This is a genomic window from Mesorhizobium sp. M1E.F.Ca.ET.063.01.1.1 (assembly GCF_003998155.1).
In the GTDB taxonomy this organism is placed as follows: domain Bacteria; phylum Pseudomonadota; class Alphaproteobacteria; order Rhizobiales; family Rhizobiaceae; genus Mesorhizobium.
On record NZ_RZSC01001325.1, the window covers coordinates 1 to 862 of the forward strand.

The 862-nt window shown below is 66.4% G+C and carries 1 protein-coding gene; it reads right to left on the reverse strand.

Features of this window, described 5'->3' with window-relative positions; genetic code table 11:
- Positions 1-22 precede the first annotated feature (22 nt).
- Positions 23-862: DMT family transporter (locus tag EOA29_RS38295; protein WP_245468785.1), on the reverse strand; the 840-nt coding region annotated here is incomplete at its 5' end.

Here is an 862-nt window from a genome sequence, read left to right on the forward strand (position 1 = left end):
GTTCCGTGACCTCGAAAATAATTTAAGAACCCGCCGATTTCGCCTTCATCCAGTCGCGTCCGGCATGCGCGAAAACTGCGCAAAGCACGATCGCGCCGCCGATGATGCTGGCCATCGGCGGGATTTCGCCGAGGAACAGCAAGGCAAACAGGATGGCGAAGGGAACTTCCGCCGAGCCGAGCAGGCCGGATTCGGCGGCCGGGATGAGCCGCGAGCCCTCCGTCCACAGGATCGAGGCCAGCGCGAAAGAGCAGCCGAAGGTGGCAAGCAGCACCATGTCGCGGGTCGAGACGGCCAGCGGATCGGTGACGAACCAGCCGAGCACGAAGAGCAGGAAGGCGGACACCGCGCCGGCCCAGACGACGGGCGAGTCGCGGAAGGCTCGCACCATGATCATGTAAAGCGCGCTGCCGGTGGTCATCAGCAGCGCCAGCCCGTCGCCGAACAGATGGCCGCTGCCGAGGCCGCCGCCCACCATGATGGCGACGCCGCAGAGCGACACGGCCGCCGCCAGCATCGTCTGCAGCCGGAATTTTTCCCGCACCAGCGGAAAGGCAAGCAATGCCGCGATGAAGGGCGAGGTCGCATAGATCACCGCCACATTGGCGACATAGGTGAACTTGAACGCCGAGATGAAGGCGATGCTCGCCGCGGCGCCCTCGACGGCCAGCAGCCAGCCGCGCCAGCCGAGCCGCAGGCTCTCGCTCCCGCCCGAACGGCGCCGCCGCCACAGCACATAAAGGGTGATCAGGAACGACCCGAAGAAGCCGCGCCAGCAGGTGATGGTGAGCGGATCGGCATGGATCGACTTGGTCAGCACGCCGGTGAGCGCGAAGGCGACGGCCGACGCCGAGACCAGCAC